At 46.4% G+C, this 21,290-nt stretch carries 19 protein-coding genes; 5 read left to right on the forward strand and 14 right to left on the reverse strand.

Features of this window, described 5'->3' with window-relative positions:
- Window positions 1-17: 17 nt before the first annotated feature.
- The 4 genes from NSQ20_RS27515 to NSQ20_RS27530 form a co-directional block, all read right to left on the reverse strand.
- Window positions 18-1,505, reverse strand: a complete 1,488-nt coding sequence (locus NSQ20_RS27515) for a lipase (RefSeq protein ID WP_338707046.1) — start codon at window positions 1,503-1,505, stop codon at window positions 18-20.
- 168 nt (window positions 1,506-1,673) lie between these two features.
- A complete protein-coding gene (locus tag NSQ20_RS27520; RefSeq protein ID WP_282320186.1) occupies window positions 1,674-2,117 on the reverse strand; it encodes a FixH family protein in 444 nt (147 codons plus the stop codon).
- Window positions 2,118-2,136: 19 nt separating this feature from the next.
- Window positions 2,137-2,586 (reverse strand): disulfide oxidoreductase, encoded by a 450-nt coding sequence (locus NSQ20_RS27525; protein ID WP_047841622.1) that lies wholly within the window; start codon window positions 2,584-2,586, stop codon window positions 2,137-2,139.
- A gap of 187 nt (window positions 2,587-2,773) precedes the next feature.
- Window positions 2,774-4,402, reverse strand: coding sequence for a copper amine oxidase N-terminal domain-containing protein (locus tag NSQ20_RS27530; protein WP_340031227.1), 1,629 nt, complete (start codon window positions 4,400-4,402; stop codon window positions 2,774-2,776).
- A 330-nt stretch (window positions 4,403-4,732) separates the two neighbouring features.
- Between NSQ20_RS27530 and NSQ20_RS27535 the strand changes: the two genes are divergently transcribed.
- Both NSQ20_RS27535 and NSQ20_RS27540 read left to right on the forward strand, forming a co-directional pair.
- A complete protein-coding gene (locus NSQ20_RS27535) occupies window positions 4,733-4,939 on the forward strand; it encodes a hypothetical protein (protein WP_017692174.1) in 207 nt (68 codons plus the stop codon).
- Window positions 4,940-5,140: 201 nt separating this feature from the next.
- Window positions 5,141-6,244, forward strand: coding sequence for a hypothetical protein (locus NSQ20_RS27540; RefSeq protein ID WP_340031228.1), 1,104 nt, complete (start codon window positions 5,141-5,143; stop codon window positions 6,242-6,244).
- Between the two features lie 144 nt (window positions 6,245-6,388).
- Here the strand turns inward: NSQ20_RS27540 and NSQ20_RS27545 are convergent, their stop codons facing one another.
- On the reverse strand, window positions 6,389-7,441 hold the full coding sequence (locus NSQ20_RS27545) for a hypothetical protein (protein WP_340031229.1): 1,053 nt from the start codon (window positions 7,439-7,441) through the stop codon (window positions 6,389-6,391).
- Window positions 7,442-7,530: 89 nt separating this feature from the next.
- On the reverse strand, window positions 7,531-9,252 hold the full coding sequence (locus tag NSQ20_RS27550) for a DUF6138 family protein (RefSeq protein WP_340031230.1): 1,722 nt from the start codon (window positions 9,250-9,252) through the stop codon (window positions 7,531-7,533).
- Between the two features lie 295 nt (window positions 9,253-9,547).
- Between NSQ20_RS27550 and NSQ20_RS27555 the strand changes: the two genes are divergently transcribed.
- The gene (locus NSQ20_RS27555) at window positions 9,548-9,790 is read left to right on the forward strand and encodes a hypothetical protein (RefSeq protein WP_340031231.1); all 243 of its coding nucleotides are present in this window, start codon (window positions 9,548-9,550) and stop codon (window positions 9,788-9,790) included.
- Between the two features lie 366 nt (window positions 9,791-10,156).
- Here the strand turns inward: NSQ20_RS27555 and NSQ20_RS27560 are convergent, their stop codons facing one another.
- The 3 genes from NSQ20_RS27560 to NSQ20_RS27570 all read right to left on the reverse strand — a co-directional run bounded on the left by NSQ20_RS27560 (window position 10,157) and on the right by NSQ20_RS27570 (window position 15,257).
- Complete coding sequence (locus NSQ20_RS27560) at window positions 10,157-11,809, reverse strand: extracellular solute-binding protein (RefSeq protein ID WP_076328860.1); 1,653 nt, start codon at window positions 11,807-11,809, stop codon at window positions 10,157-10,159.
- Between the two features lie 120 nt (window positions 11,810-11,929).
- On the reverse strand, window positions 11,930-13,522 hold the full coding sequence (locus NSQ20_RS27565) for a response regulator (RefSeq protein ID WP_340031232.1): 1,593 nt from the start codon (window positions 13,520-13,522) through the stop codon (window positions 11,930-11,932).
- Window positions 13,497-15,257: a histidine kinase gene (locus tag NSQ20_RS27570; RefSeq protein ID WP_076319695.1), complete on the reverse strand. Its 1,761-nt coding sequence runs from the start codon at window positions 15,255-15,257 to the stop codon at window positions 13,497-13,499. Before NSQ20_RS27570 ends, NSQ20_RS27565 begins: the two co-directional genes overlap by 26 nt.
- A gap of 318 nt (window positions 15,258-15,575) precedes the next feature.
- Between NSQ20_RS27570 and NSQ20_RS27575 the strand changes: the two genes are divergently transcribed.
- Together NSQ20_RS27575 and NSQ20_RS27580 are read left to right on the forward strand one after the other, a co-directional pair.
- Complete coding sequence (locus tag NSQ20_RS27575) at window positions 15,576-16,496, forward strand: ABC transporter permease subunit (protein ID WP_340033067.1); 921 nt, start codon at window positions 15,576-15,578, stop codon at window positions 16,494-16,496.
- Window positions 16,497-16,628: 132 nt separating this feature from the next.
- Complete coding sequence (locus NSQ20_RS27580) at window positions 16,629-17,507, forward strand: carbohydrate ABC transporter permease (RefSeq protein ID WP_036606808.1); 879 nt, start codon at window positions 16,629-16,631, stop codon at window positions 17,505-17,507.
- A gap of 45 nt (window positions 17,508-17,552) precedes the next feature.
- Here NSQ20_RS27580 and NSQ20_RS27585 read toward each other — a convergent pair whose 3' ends face one another.
- The 5 genes from NSQ20_RS27585 to NSQ20_RS27605 all read right to left on the reverse strand — a co-directional run bounded on the left by NSQ20_RS27585 (window position 17,553) and on the right by NSQ20_RS27605 (window position 21,258).
- Complete coding sequence (locus tag NSQ20_RS27585) at window positions 17,553-17,744, reverse strand: aspartyl-phosphate phosphatase Spo0E family protein (RefSeq protein ID WP_036606805.1); 192 nt, start codon at window positions 17,742-17,744, stop codon at window positions 17,553-17,555.
- A 247-nt stretch (window positions 17,745-17,991) separates the two neighbouring features.
- Window positions 17,992-19,014 carry a hypothetical protein gene (locus NSQ20_RS27590; RefSeq protein ID WP_340031233.1) on the reverse strand — a complete coding sequence of 341 codons (1,023 nt, stop codon included), beginning with the start codon at window positions 19,012-19,014 and terminating at the stop codon, window positions 17,992-17,994.
- A gap of 24 nt (window positions 19,015-19,038) precedes the next feature.
- Window positions 19,039-20,037 carry a hypothetical protein gene (locus NSQ20_RS27595; protein ID WP_340031234.1) on the reverse strand — a complete coding sequence of 333 codons (999 nt, stop codon included), beginning with the start codon at window positions 20,035-20,037 and terminating at the stop codon, window positions 19,039-19,041.
- A 28-nt stretch (window positions 20,038-20,065) separates the two neighbouring features.
- A complete protein-coding gene (locus NSQ20_RS27600; RefSeq protein WP_340031235.1) occupies window positions 20,066-20,986 on the reverse strand; it encodes a WYL domain-containing protein in 921 nt (306 codons plus the stop codon).
- A gap of 83 nt (window positions 20,987-21,069) precedes the next feature.
- Entirely contained in the window at window positions 21,070-21,258 is a 189-nt protein-coding gene (locus NSQ20_RS27605; RefSeq protein ID WP_074096524.1) for a hypothetical protein, read from the reverse strand.
- Between the last annotated feature and the right edge of the window lie 32 nt (window positions 21,259-21,290).

The raw sequence follows: 21,290 nt of genomic DNA on the forward strand, positions 1-21,290 counted from the left end.
TCCATCCTTCTGCTGGGTTATTCCGCTTTTTGGTGACGTAGCTTGGTATACTTGGTATCATAAGTGGCCTCAGGGAATTTAGATGAAGGGCCTTGCAACAACGGCTGCTCCTCCCCCTTCAAATAACGGTCAAAGAATGCCAGCGCATAGGATCTGGTTATATCCACATTATGTTCTGGCGTCATGCCTCTGGCAAACATTTTCGGTGAAATTAACGAAATATCCGTAAAGCTTTGATGAAATAAATTCTCCACTGTCAGATAATAGGTATCATTAAGACTGTTTGACATCACCCGATCCAAATCAGGCTCAAACTCGGGATAAAATACTTTATCCTTGGCAGTGGCGTCCGGGTCCAGACTTTTGGCTGTCCCACCCGACATGATATACATAAACGGCTGTTTCAAGTCTGTTGTGGATACTTTACCCCAGAAACCGCCTTCCAAACTAAGTCCTGCTTTGAAACGGTCATCCTGAGCCAGCGCTTCCGCCGTGGTTGCACCGCCGTAGGAGTGACCCAAGATACCGACAGAATCCAGATCAAGCCTGCCTTCGAGCAATTGATTCGGATCATGTGAATTCCACTGTGTGAGAGTGTCCAGTACAAAGCTAGCATCCTCTGCACGAATACCTATACCTTTTATATTATATTGATATAGTTCCCCTGACGTTGCAAATTCAGGGTCAGCCTGATAGGAGACTGCACGTCCATCGGGGAATGTCACTTGTGCTGACGTATAAGGGTGATCTATCCCCACCACAATGTAACCGTGGCTAACCAGCTCCTCAATCATCGTCATGCTCTGAAAACGGGCTGAGCGGATACCCGGCGAGAATAGCAAAACCGGATACTTGCTTTGGACGGCGGACATCTCAGCTCCTTGCACCACATGTGTTGGAATGGTATCCAGATAACTGAACACCTGAGACGGAATGCCAAACACCAGACTGATCGCTTCTCCCAGTTCACTAGGGTAATGCTCCAGCGGCAGCCCTTGGGCGGTTTTTTGATCCACCGGATACCACACATTAATCATAAGTTCGCGCTTATCTCCTGTCTCGGGTGTTTTGGTCTCTTCGCGAGATTCATCCACCAGGTGTTGAGAGAACGTGCCAATGGTATATGTGCCGGTTGGTTCAGGCATCGTAAAAGCAGGTAAGAGCCAGGTCAGTATGATTGAACCTGCACTGAAGGCCAGAACCAGGATCGATACCAGCGTCATTTTTATTCTTGAAAGACGGTTGGGTCTCCGCACGCTCTGAACATAACGATCACCGCGGTATGATTTCATGACTTGAATGATTAATGTAATGAATAATACAAGTGTGACGATATAGGTTGGTATCATCTGCACGCGAAATGAATTGATTAAGCCATGCAGAAGCACTGTCAGAACCAGAGCTGTGAGCGTCCCCATTGTCATTGCCCGGCGCTTCGGAAACACCAGTATGAGTACCGTAGCAGCTATGGTTACCAATACCAAAATCCATTCTAAAATTCTCATTATTCAGCCTCCAATATTTCTTGATAAAAAAAGAATAAACCTTGAAGTATACTTCAAGGTCAAGGCTGAATATATGCGAAAAATCGTAGACACACTGAAACACCCGGTAAATATACCGTACCACTTGGAAGAGCTTGCACGGTATATTCATCGGGTGAACTACAACGATTACTCCACGGTTACCTTTGTTCGAGGCATGGTATGCATCGCTCCTGAGGTTACATGCGCCTGAACGACATACACTCCGGGTTCCTGAAACGCATGTTTTACTTCATATACACCATCGCCTATAGATACAGCCTTCGTCGCTCCTCGAGATTCAAGTTCTTCGGCACTCATCATTCCTTGATCGAATGAAGGGGCTTCGGGTTCATCCTGCTCATTCCATACCTGAAACTGCACATGATCCGCATCATTTACAGGCTGTTCTCCCTGTGTCAGCTTGATCTGCAAAGCGACCTCTTCATTCACTTTTGCCTTATCCGGCATCATGAGTTTCACCCGGATCATCTCCGGCATCTCCCCAGAAGCAGATTGCTCCTCATAGGAGCAGCCAGCGACCAAGAGGATTAGCACCAGGAAGGGCATGAACCAACGAGCTTGTCCGCTCATCACCATCTATCCTTTCTTATTAAGAAGATTTTGGTGTTTTGCCGATACCCCACAGCATCACGATGATGATAATAAAGGCGATCAGTGCCAGTAATGGAATCGTGATGAAACCAAACCAGTTCAAATAGTCGGTATAACATGGAACCTTACCGCACGCGACGGCATTACCTGTAGCTGAAAAAATACGCTGGATCGTTACATGATATAACGAAATGCCACCACCGACGAAACTCAGTGGGAGTACGTATTTGGTGATGCCCACGTCATCCTTAAAGTAGGCAATGCCCAGCAAAATCGTTAGTGGATACATGAATATACGCTGGTACCAGCACAGATCACATGGAAGAAAGCCCTTGATCTCACTGAAATAGAGACTCCCCCCTGTTGCGATAACGGAAACGGCCCAAGCAACAAATAACCGGGTATCCACATTTCTCGCTGGACGCTCCGATTTTGATGATGTACTCATTCCTCTGTCCCCCTTTTCATTTTGCTTATACCAAATTATCATACATCATTCTAGACTCCATCGGCTATTCAAGCTGTTATGTAGGTCATTACTCGATGATTATACCAAATATTTGAACTTTTGGGTGAATACAAAAAAGCTGCCGTATGGGGCAGCTCTTTTGTTTGATTCATATGAAAACTTTATATTACATCGATTTAGTCAGCGTAATGGAACCATCTTTTTGTGCCCATTTCACGTCCCAGTTCAGAAGTTCAGCAATGAAGCGCAGAGGAACTTGCGTACGTCCATCTTTGTTTACAAATACAGTTGCACCCACATTTTTCTTCACGCCGTTTACTTCCATAACGTTGTTGTTCACCCAGAATTCAAGGGTATCATCGCCAGCCATTACCGTTACTTGTTGTGCTTTTTTGTCCCATTTCACCGTTGCACCGATACCTTCACTCAGGAAACGCAATGGAATGTATGTTGTGTTTTTCCAAAGCACTGGTGTGGTATCCATGTTGGTTGTTTTATCGTTAATTTTCAGCATTTTGCTGTTCAGTTGCATCCACACCGTTGTCATATCTGGCGCTGGTGCTGGTGTTGCTGGCTCTTGGAATTTGTCGTTGAATTGAGTCACGATGGCGTTACCCAGAGCTTGACCTACACCAAACATCACTTTGAAGCCTTCACGATTTGTTGTGTAAGAAGCATCATAGTTACCTGCTGCATATTGATTCAATACGTTTTGTACTTGATTTTCATGTGTTGTCAGTGCTTGTTGTCCTGCTGCTTTTGGCAGATTACCAGCTGTTGCAGAATCCAGGAATGTAGCGAACTCTGTTGTGAATCCAGCAATACGTTTCTCTACTGCTGCACGAGCAGTAGCATCGTTGTTTTTAACGGCTTTTACATAGTCGCTTTGTGCGTTAACGTGGTTCGTTACCCAAATTTTCTCGAAAGCATTGGCACCATCGTTACCGTAAACGGAAGCAATTGCTGCTTTGAAGTCAGCTGTGTTTCCAGCTTCAGTTGTAATCAGTGCGTTGGAAGCGGCTGTACGTCCATCAAATTGCTCTTGCATTTGCAGAGCCGAAAGTGCAAAGTGTTCGGAAGCCAAGTGGTTGAGTGCAGATCTCAGATCAGCTGCTTTTGTATCCGCTTTGGTATTTTCGAATTTCTCAGGCATTTGTGTCGTAATTGCTGTGGAGAGTGCTTTACTTACGTCGAACATTTCTTTGAAACCTTCACGGTAAGCCTTGTATGCATCAGCGTAATCTCCAGCTACATACTCATCAAATACTTTTTGCACGAGATCTTCATGTACTTTCAGCGCCTGTTTGGCTGCTGCTTTTGGCAACTTGCCTTCGGTAGCTGTGCTCAGGAATGTGGAGAACTCATCCACGAAACCGTTGATGTTTGCCTGTGCTTGTTTGATTCCAGCCTGGTTGCCCATTTTGGTTGCTTTCACCAGATCATCTGTGTATTTGTTATGAGCGCGGAAGATGCGTTCGAATTCTTTGGCACCTGCGTCACCGTATAGGGAAGCGATTGCTGGTTGCATATCCAGTGCATTCTGGTCGAGTGCTTTGTAGGCTGCATCTGCATCTTTTGCTCCGTCATAGGCTTTCGCCATTGCCGTTACGGCGAGTGCAAAGTGCTCGGACAACAGGTGGTCCAGGTTTGCTCTCAGGTCAGCCGCAGGTGTGTTCACGGATGCTTTCATCATGGTCATTGGTGTCTGTGGTGCGGCAGCTGCTCCAGCGATCCCCGGCATCAACAGTGTCAAGCTAAGTACAGGTGCGATAAACTTCTTCATCTTCATTTTCATTACGTGTTCACTCCTCGATTATGTTGTGTGTATAATTTCTTTCCTCGTCGTCGTCTTCATAGGGTGTAACGCAGGGTTCTCTATTCTGGATCACTCTGTGGGCAAAAAAAATTCACAGCTTTCAGTGAAGAAAGCTGCGAACGCCTGTTGTATCAAGGTTTTTTTGAATTAAAAAAATATAAAATTGTAGTGATCTTTCCGATTCAAGACCACATACATACTGTAATATAGATACTTCATTTTCCTTTATTTCTCAACTAAAGCTTACATCAAAGGTTATCCTGAAGTACAATAAGGACATATCATATTATTCGCGAAGGAGGTCCATTCATGACCTGGTTGCCTTATGTTTTAATTGTGGGTATTGCCTTGTTTGGAGGTATTGCTACCATGATCATCGGAAATTCCAAAGCCAATCAGACCAGCAACCCCGAATATGATCGCCGCACAAAGCAAAACCTTAGCAAACTTTCCTATGTATACGTTGGTGCGATTGTACTTGGTTTTGGCGGACTAATCCTCTATCTTTTTAACTAAAATGTTTCGATTCGGCAAAGAATACGTTCAACACACCAAGCAGCTTCCGTTTTCGTTCTACATTCTCCGTTTATATACACATGTTTACAAGTTGGAGATAATTCAGAATTATTCTGGATATGTTCGGGGTTTAATATAAAGCCATAAGGGACAGCGAGCCCATTAAACAAACCAAACCCCAACTTGAAGGAGAGATATAGGATGAAAAAAAACATGAAGAAATCCGTAGCAACGATGATGGTACTGGGCATGACTTTAACAGGAGCAACGGGTGTATTCGCCGGAACACAGCTGGAGAAAATCTCCGCATATCTTAACCATGGAATTAGCTTCAATGTCGATGGCGCGACTTACTCACCAACGGATGGCAATGGCAACAAACTTGCGCCAATTACTTATAACAACTCTACTTATCTGCCTGTACGTGCGCTTGCCGATGCACTGCATGTACCCGTATCCTATGACGGCAAAAAAGGACAGGTCATTATCGGCCAAGCAACAAGCAATCCATCAGCTTTGACAAATGTAACGTATAGCGCAGCACAAAAAGAGGCGATTCAAAAAGCTTTTGCACAATTCGATGGGTTCGAGACCGCTTATGCCCCTCAGCAGATGATCGCAGGTGACACGTTCAAAAGTGTAGGTGCGGGTGGCGACGGCGTCAGTTTTGTTTTCAACCATATGAAAGTGGATGTGTCTCCAAGAGATTATTCGGACGGTTATACGAGCAAAGACGTGAAACTGTCCAATGGCGTGATCGCCAAATGGTACACACCAGATCAAACGGGCATGCTCACATTCCAACTGGATGATCGCTACGTTACGCTTAGCTCCCCGGATCATAAGCTGAGCCAAGCTCAGTTGCAACAAGTCGCTGTCTCTGTTCAGAAAGCCAACAGCAACAATGAAGGGATCACTGCATTTGCAGATGTGAACTATAGCAAACAACAATTGGATAACATTCGCAAAGCATTTGCGAAGTTTGACGGGTTCACAACAGCCTATGCCCCACAACACATGGTTGCTGGAGATACGTTCAAAAGTGTAGGTGCGGGCGGTGATGGTGTAAACTTTGTTTTCAATCATATGAATGTAACGGTATCCCCTAAAGATTATTCGTTCAGCTATGATGGCAAAACAGTAAAACTGCCTAATGGCGTATCAGCCAAATGGTATACACCAGACCAAACGGATATGCTCACATTCAAGCTGGATGATCGTTATGTAACCATCAGCTCACCGAATAACCAATTGACTCACACTCAACTCGAGCAAATGGCGGTATCCGTACAAAAAGTGAAATAAACAAAAATAAACACACATCATTTCGGTCCCACTCTATGAGCTGGGGCTGATTTGATGTGTTTTTTGTATGCTCAAGCTTTGCAACAAAGGGCTCTTCCCCATCTGTATATGCAACTATAGCTTGATAGATACGTTTCGTCATAATTACAGTGTCATTTCCGTTAAACGAACAACCCTGCGATACATCATCGCATCCATCAAATCCTCCCAGTCAAGTTCGCTGGCATTCATGTCTCGATAATAGACCGCAGCAGCAGGCATGAAACCAACCAGCGGTCCTGTACCGCCACATATCAGGCTACCGCCGTCTCCGCCTTTGGGCATCACATCTCCAACCGAATCCAGTGTAAGCTCATACTTGTAGGGATCACCGGCAAATTGCACTCCGAAGAAATTTGGCAGTTCCAGATCATAGGGACAATCATCCTTTTCTTCAACACGTGAAGAGGCCGTCTCTGCTGATCCATCCACAATTTCATCCACGCCTTCCAGACTTCCAAAGTGCTTCAATCTCATCGTATAGTCGAAGCTGTCACCCCAGGGAAATAACGTGCGACAACCGCCGCCATAGATATACTCCCATTCGTCTTCAGTCAGCAAACCAAAACCCGCCGCAGCTTCCTCCCTCACAACGTCTTCCAACTCTATTCCTTCGTTGAACCACAGGATTCGGACTTCATTCTCACTTTGGCGAATCAGACGAAACTGTTGATGCAGTTCATATTCACGGATCTCCGACTGCTTAAACTGCTCCAGTGCTGAAGGGAAATCAGGATTTTCCTGTGCAAATGCTTCCTCCTTGGACACTTCAATCCAGCCAAGTGAGATCAGTTCGCATTCAACAAGCATCGGCGCAATGTTGACCGTTCTTACAGGCGACATTTGACTCGCCAGAAAAGAATCCACGTCCTCCACACCATACTCACTGACCGTTTCATGCAGGTCGGCTGATGTCTCTTCGTTCATACCATGCTGCCAACGATCCCAGCCGAGTGTTACTTGATCCCCAGGCACAAACACAAATCTCAGCCCATCCTCCGTAAATACACCTGTCTCTATTCGCTGACCAAACCGTTCAAATGTCTCGAGACCCTCATATACCATACCGTCTGGTAACTGACGAACAAGCTTACGCATCCAAGCCTCTTTGTCCTGAGCATTCAACCCCTGCCAGATGTCTCGTCTCAATGCTTCCATAACTTTCTCCACCCTCCTTATGCACATTCACTTTTCTAAAATGCTTTACTGGCTGGCACAGCACAATCTTACTTGTGTTGTTTACATTTTTATTTCTCTGCGGCCTGCAAAAGTTCCATCAATAATTCCTTCCGTCTTCCCTCGGCCTTGCGAGCAAGCGTTGAGAGCTTCTCCACTTTGCCAAAGATCGGATAGAGTACACGTTCCGCTTCATAATACTCAAGTTCTTGAATTTGTCTAACCAGCAGTTCGAGTATTTCCTCATTCTCCAGTTCGGGCTGAATCTTCAGCTTCAGACTATCGGTCGAACGACGCAAGCTGGCGACTAACGCAGGTATGGCTTGAGCCGTGACACCCTGTTGTTCTACAAATGCCGCAATGAACTTATCCTGAATCAACTGATGCTCATCATCCACTTCACCCATGTAATATTCAACCAACGGGAAATACTGCTCATCCACAAGCCCCAGTCCAAAGGTTGCATAACTGCCCGGCATACAGCTTTTCTCTCCCTCGGTATCCTCGTAGAACTCAAACTCCTGGATAGCCTCACGCGCATACTCTTCCAGAAGTGGATGCAACTCCGGGTACTCCAGTGCATTGGCAAAGAATCGGTGGGTATCCGACTTCGCAAGTCCTTTGATCGGCAAATACTGCTTTACGCTGGACTTGAGCTTGATCTTATAACTTTTCGGAAAGCCCTGTTTCAATAAATGAGTGATAAAGGTAAGTGCCTGCTGATAGGCACCCGGCTCTTCCTTACGAATGTGAATGGTCATCAGAGCAAATACATCATTTGCTTTGCATTCTACTTCTTCCGTTTTCACATGAATATCGTCCTTCGCATACGTCCCGCTACCTTCTGTCATCATGCTTGCTGCACGTTTGCTACCGAGTTGCTTCGCGAGCTCCAAGAAAGTCAGACCTTTGGATTTGCTATAACTGGGCTCAAAACGTAGAATCATGACCGCCGCGTATAATAGCAGATCGATTGGTTGAGTTTCGGATGTTTGCGCCTTCCCAGGCTCGTCCAAATGTTGGCCTTCCTGTGTCTCAACGTTCGACTCCAGCGTTGCTCCGGGCTTTAGTGAATACTCATTGGTACGATAAGGCGAAGACTGAACATCATAATACTGTGGCAAAAACTGATTCTCCGCCCATGCCGTCACCGCACGAGTTATCTCAGCACGATGTTCCGCAAGTGCCTCCGGACGACCCTGATTCAACTCTTGAATCCGGTCATACTGTCTGGTGGTCCATGCTACATCCAACTCAGGGAACAGCTTTGGATCGAGCAGATGACTTGTCAAAAAGAAGGATTCCAATGGCTTCGTTGGATATGTACTGTTCTCCAGATTCTTGTCTACATAGGTATGAATACGATCAAGGAGCAGCTTTCTTTTCTCTTCGTTTATCCATTCCAATAAAGTCAGTTGCAGCTTACCTTCGGTTGTTGGGAATTTCCCTCGCAAGGTGAAGCGGTAGTCAATCAACGGAGTATCTGCCAGCTTGTCCAATCTTTCCTGAACAACCTCAACAAGCTTAGGCCCGATCTCGTTCCGTACCTGTTCCTCGGTAAAGGCTCCTGCCTGCTTTGATTTCACATCATCATCATCATCCAAACCCAGATCTAGGCTGTCTACCGTGGTCCGTCCAGGTCTGTAATCCAGCACAATATCATTAAAAATACCCATTTGCAGCGTGGTTCGCTTCACAACACTTTCCAAGTCATCCCGCTTTTCCTGTTCATCAAACCATTCATGGATCGTCGTCATCATCTCTTCCATCGCCTGATCATAAAGTGTACTCATCTAATCTCCTGCCTTCCCATGCATCTAAAGTTCACCAACTACACTTGAACCTCTATTCATCCCGGATTAGTCCGAGGTATCTATGTTATAAATACGTATTGATGTTCGCATATTACCTATTATTTTACTCTCTCAAGTACAATCGGAACAATAAGGCTTACGCACGGTTGTTCGCTAGTCAAAGAGATCTACGGATTCCTTTTTTTTCATAACTATGTACGCTCTCGGTATGCCCTCGCTATCGTCATCCCCACGTTGTATAATCATTGTATTCCTTTTCAGGAGGTCTGACTAAATGAGCTACAGCAAATACTTCCCCTTGGAAAACTATTTGAATCAAGTTTCAATCACCCTTACATATGCAGAGCTTGAGGAGATTCTCGGATTTACGTTACCCCCTACAGCGTATAATCGCGAACAATGGTGGGTGAATAATTCCAATAATCATACACAGGCACTATCCTGGTTAAATGCCGGATGGAAGGTTGAGAATGTGATTCTAGGAAAACAAGTAACTTTTGTCCGCTACGAGTCATAATCGATCTGTACGATATAGATTGAACTAAAGGTTATTCACACTTACCACTCCAATGACAGAACAACCTTCCGATCACTGTTATCCCCAGATTTTTTTCATTCACTCTTACAAAGGTAAAAATCTATGGATAAAGGCGAGACTATGCTTCCGATGCAGCTTTCTTTCAGAAAGCTTTTAGCTTCGCTTCTTCAGGTTATTTCTGCCCTCTTCGTTCTCGTGTGAATGTTTTAGTTCAATATATATAGATTATTGGTATCCACTTCATAGGCTCTATTTTTCTTATCCTTGTTGTTTTTTGTCATTAAAATGCCTACTAAAAAAGCAGGGTAAACTGATGAATTCATCAGTTCTCCCCTGCTTTGTAAATTAATTAACTGTCTTATACCACTCGTTCACTTCGGCGGTAATATCATCGCCGCCCATGGATTTCCACTTCGTCACAAACGCATCAAATTCCTCAATGCCTACCTGACCATAGATGATCTTGCTGAACGTATCTTTCTCCAACTTGTCGATTGCGTCCTTCTTCATTTTCATCGTCTCGGTTGGTGCCCCGGTGAACTTATTCTTAATGGCGTTATCTTTATTCGCAACGACCACCTCAGCGGCTACAAATACTTCCGGTTTGTTGGCAATCTTCGTATTTTTCTCAAAAGGAGTCTCCGGTTCCTTGCCCTTCGCAAGTTCCGCCAGCGTATCCATCATGAGATTCGGAATCCGTGCACCATCATACGTAATCGTATATTTGAGTGGTGATACGCCGTCCTTCACTTCAGCTTCACCAACGACTTTGCCATCCACGATGTCATAATCATATCCTTGCGCGAAGCCATGTTCGAACTCGCTGCCCACTTCCGGATTAGCAAAGTTGTCGAATAGATAATTTTGATACGTGAAGAATATCTCCGGGTTCGCCATATCCTTGTTAATCAGTACAACGCCGTTACTTGCACCAGATCCATGTTGGTGGCTCTCGCCTGTTGGCCCGGTAGGTAAAGCAATGGCCTTGTACGTGGCACCGTCCACATTTTTCTTCACATCATCAATCGGCCAGTTTGGCATCCAGTGTGGTCCCACGATAATGCCTGCTTTACCTGCGGTGAACAGTTCTGCTGCCTTGATCTCATCATAGACACCCGCTTCTTTGGGCAGGTAACCTTTGGACAACCAATCTTTCATCGTTGCAAGACCTTCCTTCACACCTGGCTGAATGGAGCCATATTGCAGTGTTCCATCTCCGGCATCATTCCACTGTCCAGGCATGGTGTTGTACATGCCGAAGATCCAGCCGGATTCCGTCATCCAGGTATTGAGCGCATTTTTCATGCCCACGGTCAGACCATACGTATCTTTCTTGCCGTTCCCATCCGGGTCTTGATTCGTAAAAGCATCCATGACCGTAACCAGCTCATCCATGGTTTTTGGTTCTTCCAGTCCCAGCTTCTTCAGCCAGTCTTCCCGGATAAACATGACCGAATCGCCGTTGTAAGCATAATCGAAGATTGGAATGCCATAACGCTCGCCCTCATACATGTATGGATACCATTCCTCGGATGCTGATTCGGATGCCTGTTTCCATGTGTCCGAAGCATATTTGTCAAACAACTCGCCTGCATTGGCAAATTTGCCGGACTCAATTAATTCCCGGACCAGATTGTAGTCTCCCCGAATGGAGACGATATCCGGCAGTTCTTCGTTAGCGGACAGGGACAAGCGTAATTTCGTGTAAAATGCATCATTGGTCACCGATACAGCCCATGGCGTAGTCAGATCGATGCCAAGCCGTTCCTTGGCCCATTTGGTATGCACGTTGTTCTGGGCCGTTTCTCCATTCTTGAACTTCGTGTCATCATTCCAGGCCCGCAGATAACTCATCTGTACCGCCGGTTCATACTTCCCATCTTGCAGAGCAAGTGGTGCAGCGGCTTCCTTCGCCGGTTCTTCCTTGGCCCCCGAACTACATGCCGTTACAGCAACCATCGTGATTGCGAGCAATGCCGTCATCATTTTTCTATACATGAACTAACCCCTCCTCAGGTAACTTGGATACCCTTATGTGCCAAATGCACCTTACATGAAAAGGATAGTGCAGCCGGGGAGGCAAACATATATCACAATTTCAATGTTCATATTGATTTGTTAACCGTTCCGAAAATCCTGCGGGGTCAGTCCATAATGTTTGCGGAACACCTGAATGAAATAAGGCGTGTTGTTGTACCCCACTTCCTGACCGACTTCATAGATCTTCATCGCCGTATGTTTCAGCAAATGAACCGCACGTTCCATTCTGGAACGGATAATATAATCACTAATGCCTTCACCTGTGGATTGTTTGTACATTTTCGACAGATATACCGGGTGCAGATGCACCTCTCCGGCAATGACCTGCAACGATAGATCCTCACCCAGATGATGGTCAATCCATTGCTGCACCTGCCGAATCAGCGTTGATCCGGCATCCTGTCCCGCATCGCTTGTGCTCTCTGCCCACTGCTGCATTACAGACCGAGTCCACGTTTCCAGACTACGCAGCGAGATACCATATCCATCCTTGAGCAGCTGCTGGTATTGCTCGCCAAGCACTTCGGTTAACTGCCTTCCTTCCCGATGAGCCATATAGGAGAATGCTGCCGCCAGATAATGAAAAGCCACATACACATGCTCCGGGAACACACTGTTCGACAGTTCGGTAAAGATCTGATCAATCTTACGGTGTGCATCTTCCATGCGCCCCGCTTCCAGTAACGTCGTTAGACCCGGTGGTTCATACAGCGCTGCAAGAGACTTCAACGTGGCCCCATTGGTTCCCGCCGCCGCATTCAGATGTAATCCTTTGCCCGCCTCGGCCTGCTTGCGAAGTGCACTCACAGCTTGATGATATAGCTGCGACACCTGATCTGGGAAACGCCCCATACGACTAACGGACAGGGAAATGGTCGCGTTCAGATACTGCCTCACACTGTGGATCAACCGCTCTCCAAGTCGGCCCATTAACATTTCTGGTTCGGCCTGAGTTTGTTTGGGACTGGCCATGAAGACCAGATCATCATAGGCATCATCCGTATGGCAGAGATGATAGGTACTGCCGTAGATCTCTTCCACTACATTCGAGATGGCGTACTTCATCAATCGAAACGCTTTATGTGTAGGTTGATGGTCATCATACCGGATGAGCAACAGTTGCATTTTATCCTGTGGACGGAACCCGATCTCCAGTTGCTCCAGCTTGCCTTCGAGTTCAGCATCCGCAAATTTATGCCCTAACAATACATCCTTCATCAGCTCCGCCCGCTTCTCGGGTAGATGTTCCCTCACTGAATACATGGCCCGCTGATGCAGCATTTGTTTCTCACCCTCAAGGCGAATCTGCACGGCTGCCTGCTGCACGGATTCGATCAGTTCCTCATCCCTGACCGGTTTGAGCAGGTAACTGACTGTCCCATGTTTGAGCGCCTGCTTCGCATAATCGAAGGAGGCATGCCCCGATAAAATAATACATTTGGTCTGTTCCCACTTTTGCCTGATGTGACTGACCAGATCCAGACCGGACAGACCCGGCATACGGATATCCGTGATAATAATATGGACCTGATGTGATGCCATATGTTCCAGAGCTTCTTTGACTGAATAGGCTTTGAATACCTGCCCAATCCCGTGTTCTCTCCACGGTATCGAGACAGCGATCGACTCTACTGCCGAATGTTCATCATCCACGACCATCAGATTCATCATGCGGTTGTTCCTCCTCAAACCATCGAATTTCTACACTAAGTCCACCATAAGGAATCGCTCCAAAATGAAGCCCGGACGACAGCCCATATCGCGTAACGAGACGCTGGTGCACATTCCATGTGCCTGTTCCAATCTCCTCACCCATCGGTTCATTGATCTCCCGTTCCAATTCGGCAATCTCTTCCGCTGTCAGCGTGACACCATCATTGTCAACAAACAGGCTATATCTTGTATATGTCCGACCCTCAATATGTTCGGGTACCGCCATCCCTGTTACGACGACATGCCCACTGCCCTCCATCGGCTCAATGCCATGGATCACCGCATTCTCTACGATGGGTTGAATGAGCAGTCGCGGAATGTGAAGCAACATCAGTTGCTGCGGTACGGCAATCTCGTAGGTCAGCCGGTTGGTCCGCATCTGTTGAATGGACAAATAATGGTCCAGCAGCCGGATTTCTTCCTCTACTGTCGTCATATCATTCTCGCCCCGCGTAATGTAGCGATAGTAGTCTCCCAGACTTAGCGACATGGCAATAACGGCTTCACGGTTGCCGAGCTGGGTCATATTTTTGATATAAAACAGGCAATTGTACAGGAAATGCGGATTAATCTGTGATTGCAGATGTTTCAATGTCGCTTCCCGTGAGCGGATACGTTCCTCGTATACCTTCTCGATTAGTTCCTGAATCTGCTCTGCCATATGGTTGAAGCTCTGGGTGAGATACGCGAATTCATCACGAGAGTGATCGACCGGAATCCGTGTGGACAGCTGCCCTTTGCGAATCTGTTGTAGCCCTCTCATCAAGCGATGGATGGGCACCTGAACTTTTCGATACAAAAGCAGTGCGGCCCCGATACTCAGCACGAGCAGTAACAGAATGGAGGTAATAAACATATTTCGGCTCTTGTCCATTGGGGTCAGCAAATCATCCAATACCACAGGGTTCACGTATACCGCTTGCAGTTGTTTGGAGTGCACGTAACTGACCAGATATTGTTTACCGCCCACCTCCAATTGATGATTGCCTTCCCTCTCCGGCCCGTTAAAAGGCATATCACGCATGATCGCTTCGACCAGTTCGGGGTCCGCCGTACGGTTCAGCAACGGATCGTTACCTGGTACCAGCAAGAAGGGATCTCCTCCCTGCGTTTCTTTAAAATCATCCAACATGGCAACCACGTTCATCGGGTCAAAATTAATCTCCATCACCGTTCGCACGCCTGTATTCATCGGTTTTTCATTCCACTCGTAGTTATCCGTGAAAAAGTAGGTGAAACTCCCCTTCTCCAGCTGCCATTGGCCAGGTTGCGGGAACGTCAACATCTTCTCATCGTAGACCGTCCGGCTGGACATGGTGGATAACACAAGTTCCGCTTGTGGCAGGACAATGGTAATATCGTTCTTCCAGCGGCTGGTGGACTGGTACAACGATAATTTGTCGAGAATATCCAGATAGATACTGTTCTTCTCATATTGGCTGGTGGAGTCCGTCATGTAACGGTAATGCAGGATACTCGGATCTCGCAGCAATGTCAGGCCATACAGCGAGAGCTGCTCGATATTTTTATCCACCTGCGAACTGAAATAATTGAACTGGTTCAGACTCGACTGTTGTTTCTCTTCAACGACCATGTCCACATTTGCCTGATTCGCGTATGTATAGAGCAGCAGAATGGGTACGAGCAGGCAGATTAAAAGAATGACCGTCTTCGCAAATACTGTGAATTTCATTGTTTCACCCTGTCCCTGAATTTGAAGTCGTTCTACACCGAAGTCCTATTTTATATTGAAAACCCTTACATTTCTATATGATTTTATGTTCTCCCGTTTTCATGTGACTTGAAAACCTCTGTTTCCATCAACAAGTTAATATTTCAACATCCGCATTGAAATGTTGTTCTATAGTCGACCCTTCTCCGTTGCTATAATTCAGTTGCTCCACTCTGTGCAGAGGTTTGCTCGCCTCATGTTGCCTGGGCTGGACGAGATAAAGGAGGGACCCTGATGGCTATGGAACAACCGTTAACAACCAATACGCCGGTACGAAAAATGACACCCCATTCACGCAAACGTACCCGCTGGAATTTCAAACGCACATGGCCGCTGCATCTGATGCTGCTGCCTGCTGTACTCCTCACTTTACTGTTCGCCTATGTGCCCATGGGCGGCATTATTATTGCTTTTCAAGATTTCAAACCGTGGCTGGGATTCACTGGATCCAAATGGGTGGGCTGGGACAACTTCCGGTTCATGTTCGAATATCCCGACAGCGTTCAGGTCATCTGGAACACGGTGCTGATTGCTTCGATGAAAATTGTGGCCGGACTTGTGGCCCCCGTGGTGTTCGCCATTTTGCTGAATGAGGTTCGGAACTCTACGTTCAAACGTTTCTCACAGACCTTGGTGTATCTGCCCCATTTCCTGTCCTGGGTTGTCCTGGGCGGCATTCTGCTCGATATGTTATCACCGGAAGGTGGGCTGGTAAACCAGGTTTTAGCCGCGGCTGGTGTTGAACCGATCTTTTTTCTGGGAGATGGCGACTGGTTCCGTGTAACGGTGGTTGTCAGTGATGTGTGGAAGGAGTTTGGATTCGGAACGATTGTATTTCTGGCAGCACTGGCGGGTATTAACCCGGCATTGTATGAGGCTTCGGAGGTGGATGGGGCAACACGGCTTAGACAGACATTACATATTACCCTGCCTGCACTCGTACCGATGATTATCGTGGTAGGTACGTTATCGCTGGGCAACATCCTGAATGCAGGTTTTGACCAGATCTTTAACCTGTACAATCCGCTGGTATATGAAAAAGGCGATATTATCGATACCTTTGTTTACCGGATGGGGATTCTAAATGGCAAAATGAGCTTTGCCACCGCTGTTGGACTATTCAAATCATTTGTCGCGATGTTCCTGGTCATCTCTGCGTACCGGATGGCGTACAAAATCGCCAATTACCGTATTTTCTGAGGGGCATTTTGCATAAATCCAGACAGCGACTTTCAATAAGCAAGATAGAGATCGAAATGGTTCAGTTCGTCTATATCTTATACACGCGAGCGATTCAAATCGAATTATGCAAAATGCAAAGGAGGAATCAAGGTGTATCACAAAACAACCGGGTACCGTATATTCAATGGTTTTAACCTGATATTCATCGCGGCCGTCTCGATCCTGTGCATCCTGCCGCTGGTCCATATTCTGGCGGTTTCCTTCAGTGGTAAAGCGGCAGCATCCGCCAATCTGGTAACACTGTGGCCGATTGATTTTACGGTGGACGCCTATACCAAAACATTTGGTAACAGTAACTTTATCAGCGCACTCTGGATTTCAGTCCAACGTACCGTTCTTGGCACACTGCTCAGTATGACACTTGTTTTCCTGACGGCTTATCCGTTATCCAAGGAGAGTCTGCACTTTAAAGGACGTTCGTTATATGCGTGGTTTTTCATCTTCACGATGCTGTTCAGCGGGGGATTGATTCCGTCCTATATTTTGATCCAGAAGCTTGGATTGATGAATACGATGTGGGCTCTCATTTTGCCGGGAGCGGTGGCTGTCTGGAACCTGATTCTCATGATGAACTTTTTCCGCAACGTGCCAAAAGAGCTGGAAGAAGCCGCATTTATCGATGGAGCCAACCATATCACAACCCTGTTCAAAATCTATCTGCCTGTTTCCATGCCCGCCATTGCCACGATCTCCTTATTCACCATGGTAGGTCAATGGAATTCCTGGTTTGACGGTTTGATCTATATGAATGATGCTTCCAAATATCCACTCGCCACGTTAATGCAGACCATAATTGTACAGCAAGATTTCTCCAACATGAACGTGGATGCAACGCAGCTCCAGAACATGTCTCAACGTACGGTGAACGCGGCTCAGATCTTTATTGGGGCTCTGCCGATTCTGCTCGTATATCCGTTCTTGCAGCGTTTCTTCGTAAAGGGGATTGTGCTCGGGGCGGTAAAAGAGTAAGGCAAACACACGGAATCCCTTCTTGGAATTCTTTGTTCAGAAAGATCATGATTTCAGTTGATTCGAGATCGTTCTCCCGCGAGTTGCATTGTTATATTCATTAATTAACTCATCCAGCACCATGGATTGGCGAATAACCTCCGGATGCCATAGTTCCGGGTATTGAGCTGCAATCTGGTAGAGCCTTTGCCGTGCATGTTCGATACATTCCTGAATGGTTTCCGGATTATGTACCATACTCCCGCCCCCTGTTGTCCTTGAATATCATCATCCAAAAAAGACCATCTAATATAATATTCGGAACAAGAGGGGATTTGGATTACCCCAAAATTAAAATTTTGGTTATTTTTTCTTGTAAAAGTTATGATTAGCGTGGATCACATGAGTTGATGTGCATATATGTTCAATACAAATAAACCGGATCGGCTGCGCCTGTCCGGTTTTATTCCTGCTGAGTTTTTCAATTTTCTCTATCATGCTCCATTCATCTTAATCCAACATCCTTAAAACGATTGCCTATCGTCTCTGGAAAGACATGTTTAATGGCATCAATGGCACGTTGTTCCGTAGCCCCTGCCTTCCGGATAAGCTCAATTACTCTTTGCACACATTCCGGTTCTCTCGAATCCCAAGAGATGGAGTTGTCTATTTCCTCAATGATCATTGTGTACAGGTTTGCGAGTAGCTCATACTCGTCTATGACCTGGTCCATTTGAATGGACAGATGCTTAAGTCCTGCAACATAAGAGGCAATATCCAATCTTGATTTGGCATAATAGCGAAGTACAGTTGCCGCTTGTTCAGCGTCATATGTTCCTGACTGCAAAGCAGCAGCAACAGCGGCATACGCAGCCGCCCCACAGGCATAATCTTGGGGCGGCAGCATATAGTCATGAGTTTCCCATTTGTACACGGCCTGGATTAACGATTCCTTGCAGACTTCCCATAAATCGATAGGTGCACAGTCTTCCAGAACCTGATAATACCAGTAGGGTGTACTGTTCCTACCAAACGAATCATAGGGCAGACGAATGATTTCATCACCTTGACTTTCACAGATGAATAAGACCCGTTCCACATCATCATATCCAGTAACAATGACAAATTGATCGTGCCAGAGAATCGCACCTACGCCCCGGTCAATGGAAGCTTTGATATCCAGCAGAGCCTGCTTCTGATAGAGCGGAAAAGTCGGTTCAAATGAAAATCCACCATGTTGTCCCGTTGTCACACCAATGAAGTCTGCTGCGACAAAGTTCTCTGCCATCCAATTGTATGCGGAGATTGACTCTGACGTCAGACGCCGATCCACCACTAATCGGAATGCACTTGCTGTCATACCTGCAATCATGTGGTGTGGGAAAACCGTCCACTGTTTATGTAATAAAATGCGAAACAACGCATCTGTATATGCGCTCACACCGCTCCATGATCTATATTCATCAGCAAAACTCGCAGCTTGCGGGGATTGAAGCCAGTCCTGCAATACTACTTTTGTCGCCATCATCCTTCACTCCCTTCCCCTCTCATCCTATCGTGCGGAATGTGCTCCCCACCGTGGTATAGTGGACCTTTTACGGTCAGGATACTTCCTGGATATCACTCGAAAATAATCAATGGCCTGCTCTTCCAGTGCTTTCGCCTTCACGAGTACTTGTGCTAAATCTTCTGTGGTGTCTGGTCGCAAGACACATCTATTCTCCTGCTGAACCATATATCCTTTCATTTGGTCAATTAACGTCCCAAGTTGTTCATAACATGCACAAGCCTGGTCCAGTTCGTTCCATATCCCTCGAACACCCTGCAAATACATCCTTATTTCGGTTCGCGAATGGCAGAAGGATTCCAAAATATAACCTGCACCGGTTTCATCGAAATCCCCACTCCGCAGGGCCTCCACCCACACATCATATGCCTTTCTACCTGAAGTAATATTCTGATCAGGTAACAGACGATAGGGAATATCCCAATCCTCAATCGCCAGTCGCAGGGATTCCAGCAGCATCTGCTGTTCAGGGATACGGACCTGATCACCAAACACCTGACAATACCAAAATCCGGTAAAGTTCAAGCCGAAATTATCATATAGCAAAATCTGCGGTTCCTTGCTCCATCCGTCTTGCACATAAAAGATGCGGTCACTGTCATCATATCCATGAATAACACCGAACTCAGGAATCCAGTAAATCACACCAGTGCCTTCATCAATACTCCGTCTCACCCAGTTCACTGCATCCTGCTGGTAATAACCGAACGTGGAATGACGTGTACGTCCCCCATCCCAGATCGTGAATATCCCCAGGTTATCAATTCCGGGACGATGCGCTTCCCCCCATTGTCCATACGCTGTAACCGACATGGGAAGTAGTCTGCGATGCACCGACAGCTTAAAAGCCATGCCCGTATATCCGGCAAGTACAACCTTGGAACCTTGAAACTGGCCCGTATGGGTTAGTATCGCATGCAGACTATCCACGTATGATTTGGACTCCCGCTTCATGATGAGGTTATCTAAAATATTCTCAGCCAAGGACGGATCTTCTCCTCTCTATGCTGCTTTATTCCACGTTTTGCTTACGTTGTATCGCGAGCCTGTCAATTAATCCTTCTGCGCTTTGCTGAAGCTTGCGTCTAAGCCACCCAGGAGACAAAAGTTCCTCCCATTCGCTAATAAACAAATGCTGTAAGAAAGCATCCGTGTCATAAAATTCAATTGAATAAATCTGATCGTGCCTAGCCTGGATACGATACCCTTGCCATAGGTCCATTTGCTGCAATTCCTTCAAGCGAACCTCAGCTACAAACGGTTTACGCACAGGCAGTGGTTCTTCCCATCCACCTAGGAGGGTATCTGACCTGTACTCAAATCTCTCATCCAAGATCGATACATGAACAATGCCCTCCAAGCGAATCGCCACTTGCTGCACAGGATCTGCTTCATAACCCACCACGTAATCGGCGTTAAACTGGGATATCATCTTTAATGGACACAAGGAAAACTGCCGTTCTCCATCATGATCCCTGTAATGAATATGTATTCTGCGCAAGTCGGTTATGGCATGGGACAACAATTCAAAGAATTGCAGTTGCTTCGGTTGCGCCGAAAACACTGGGAGCTCACTACTTCCCATCTGTTGTTCCTCCAACGTAAAACGCTCCAGCAAATGCGCTACACGTTTCACCGCATCCGATTGATCATAATCGTAATGCCGGTAACGATGCGCCAGATATTTCAGCACACGCTGCTCTTCTTCGGTCATATACAAATGGGGCAATCGAAAAGTCTGATCCTCATAACAATAGCCCCGATATTTTGCCATATACACCAAAGGGGCTCGCAAGGAACTTGCCATATATTCAATATCACGCTGAGCCTGACGACGGGAGATTTCAAATTCACGGGCAAGCCAGCTGCTATTCGGAAAACGTCCACCCCGAATCTGTTCGTCAAACCAGTGAATCCGATGCATGTTACTCATCTTCCCGCCCCCATCTCATCCATTCTTAATATATTCGATTATATCAAAAGACATGGCCCGTTCCGAAGAACAGGCCAGTTATGTTATACATGTGCCTTATCCACTCTGGATTGCACGGCTTTGAAGCATTTCTTGCATACTTTCAGACTTGTACCGTCTGTTTTTGTTTGCGTATACAACAATTTAATTCGGGTACTGCTGCACACCGGGCATGTTCCCCGGCCCCTGGAAGGAAGACTCCACAAAACGCGTCCTCTTTTGGTTTTTGCCAATGGTTGTGAACCTCTTTTCGATATGGTTTGTG

The organism is Paenibacillus sp. FSL K6-1122 (assembly GCF_037977015.1).
Taxonomy (GTDB): Bacteria; Bacillota; Bacilli; order Paenibacillales; family Paenibacillaceae; genus Paenibacillus; species Paenibacillus amylolyticus.